Source organism: Sphingobium sp. TB-6 (assembly GCF_012927365.1).
Classification (GTDB): domain Bacteria; phylum Pseudomonadota; class Alphaproteobacteria; order Sphingomonadales; family Sphingomonadaceae; genus Sphingobium.
This window is the reverse complement of the sequence record NZ_JABBGL010000046.1, coordinates 1-2,523: the sequence shown is the minus strand read 5'-3', so window position 1 is coordinate 2,523 and position 2,523 is coordinate 1. Positions and strand designations below refer to the sequence as shown.

Sequence of the window (2,523 nt, the reverse complement as noted above, 5' to 3'; positions counted from 1 at the left end):
TGAGGATCAGCGTGCAATAGGCACCCCCTTCGTGGGGTGATCGGCGTGCAAAAAGGACCCCTTCATCCCGGGGATTTAGTCGGCCGACTGGTTTTGATCAGTTGGCGAGAACGGGATGTTGATCGTGGAGACAGTGGTTCGGATTCGGCGTGAGCATGCAGCGGGTAAGGCGATCAAGGCGATCGCTCGTGACCTTCGTTTGTCGCGGAAGGTCGTCCGCAAAGCGATCCGGTCGCCGGAGGCGGCGTTCAACTATCAGCGCAAAGTCCAGCCGCTGCCGCGGATCGGTCCTTATCAGGATCGTCTCGATGCGCTGCTTGAGGAGAACGAAGGTCGCGGCCGCCGCGATCGGCTACGGATGACGCGTATCCATGACCTGCTGGTGCGCGAGGGGTTCGATGGATCCTATGATGCGGTGCGCCGCTATGCGGCGCGCTGGCGTGCTGCGCGGCGGAAGGATGCTGGCGAAGGCGCACCGGCGTTCATCCCGATGACCTTCCAGCCGGGTGAGGCCTACCAGTTCGACTGGAGCCACGAGGATGTGGAGATCGCCGGCAAGCCGATGCGGGTGAAGGTGGCGCATATGCGTCTCTGCGACTCGCGCGCACCCTATGTCCGGGCCTATCCGCGCGAGGGCCAGGAGATGCTGTTCGATGCCCATGCCCGGGCGTTCGCGTTCTTCGGCGGTGTGCCGCGACGCGGTATCTACGATAATATGAAGACGGCGGTGACGGCCGTGTTCACCGGCAAGGAGCGTGTGTTCAACCGCCGCTTCCTGATCATGACCGATCATTACATGGTCGAGCCGACCGCCTGCTCGCCGGCGGCGGGATGGGAGAAGGGCCAGGTCGAGCAGCAGGTCCAGACAATCCGAGGCCGCTTCTTCCAGCCGCGGCTCCGGTTCGCCAGCCTGGCCGAGCTCAACGGGTGGCTGGAGGCCGAGTGCCGGCGCTGGGCCGAGCATCATGCCCATCCCGAACGCGGGGATATTACCGTCGCCGAGGCGCTGGATATGGAGCGACCGGCCCTGCAGCCGATCCTGGCACCGTTCGACGGCTTCCATGAGAGCGAGCATGCCGTCACCGGCACCTGCCTCATCAGCTTCGATCGCAACCGCTACTCGGTCATGTCGACGGCCGCACGCCGGACCGTTCAGGTGCGCTCCTATGCCGATCGCATCGTCATACGCTGCGGCGATGCGATCGTCGGGGAGCATGAGCGCCACTTCGGTCGGAACCGCACGATATACGATCCCTGGCATTATCTGCCGGTCCTCGCGCACAAGCCCGGCGCGCTGCGTAACGGCGCACCGTTCCAGGACTGGGATCTGCCGCCCGCCCTGCACCGATTACGGCGAAGGCTCGGCACCGGGGACGAGGCCGATCGCAGGTTCGTGCGGGTCCTCTCGGCGGTGCTCACCGATGGCCTGGAGCCGGTAGAGGCTGCCGTGCGCGAAGCGTTGGCGAACGGAACGGCCAGCGACGAGCTGATCCTCAACATCCTCTCCCGGCGCCGCGAGCCGGCGACACCCCACAGCATCGTCACTTCGGAAGACCGGATGCTGCAGCATCCTCCGCTCGCCGACTGTGCCCGCTATGATCTGCTGCGAGGCTATGATGCAGCGGCATGATATGATCGACACGATGCGCGGCCTCGGACTCAAGGGCATGGCGGCGGCGTTCGACGAGGCGGTCACCACCGGCCTCCAGCGCAAGCGCACCACCATGGAGATACTGACCGACCTGCTCCGTGCTGAGGCGACCCACCGGGATGCAGCCTCCATCCGCTATCGGATGACGGCTGCGAGGCTGCCCGTGGTGAAGGACCTGGAGCGGTTCAGCTTCGAGGGCACACCGATCAATGAGGAGATGATCCGCTCCCTTCACGATGGCTCCTTCCTCCCGCCTCGCCGCAATATCGTGCTGGTCGGCGGCACGGGGACAGGCAAGACCCACCTCGCCATCGCGATCACCGCCAATGTCGTGCGAAGGGGCGCTCGCGCCCGCTACTTCAACACCGTCGATCTGGTGACACGCCTCGAAGAGGAGACCCGGATCGGCAAAGGCGGGACCCTGGCGGCGCAGCTGTCGCGGCTCGACCTGATCGTTCTCGACGAGCTCGGTTATCTGCCGTTCGCCCGCTCGGGAGGGCAGTTGCTGTTCCACCTCATCAGCAAGCTTTATGAGCGGACCAGCGTCATCATCACCACGAACCTCGCCTTCGGCGAATGGCCGACCGTGTTCGGCGATCCCAAGATGACCACGGCGCTGCTCGACCGCGTCACCCACCACTGCGATATCGTCGAGACGGGCAACGACAGCTGGCGCTTCAAAAACCGCAGCTGACAGCCACCTTCGGCGCCTTCAAAAATCTATCTTGCGCTGCGCGCGCCTCCGGTCGGGCTACGCCCGCCCTCCGCCGCACGCAGCGCAAGGCCATCTTCAACAAACCAGCATCATATTATCTGAAAAGGGGGTCCCTCTTCGACGCCGATCGGGGGTCCCTTTTGAACGCCGTTTGACA

2 protein-coding genes are annotated in these 2,523 nt (G+C 64.6%); both read left to right on the top strand.

Features of this window, described 5'->3' with window-relative positions:
• Nucleotides 1-115 precede the first annotated feature (115 nt).
• A complete protein-coding gene (gene istA / locus HHL26_RS23970; protein WP_021238707.1) occupies nt 116-1,630 on the top strand; it encodes an IS21 family transposase in 1,515 nt (504 codons plus the stop codon).
• Entirely contained in the window at nt 1,617-2,345 is a 729-nt protein-coding gene (istB, locus tag HHL26_RS23965; protein WP_031304487.1) for an IS21-like element helper ATPase IstB, read from the top strand. Before istA ends, istB begins: the two co-directional genes overlap by 14 nt.
• Nucleotides 2,346-2,523 lie beyond the last annotated feature (178 nt).

Coding starts and splice junctions, on each gene's coding strand:
- istA (WP_021238707.1), top strand. CDS start 116: ATGTTGATCGTGGAGACAGTGGTTCGGATTCGGCGTGAGCATGCAGCG.
- istB (WP_031304487.1), top strand. CDS start 1,617: ATGCAGCGGCATGATATGATCGACACGATGCGCGGCCTCGGACTCAAG.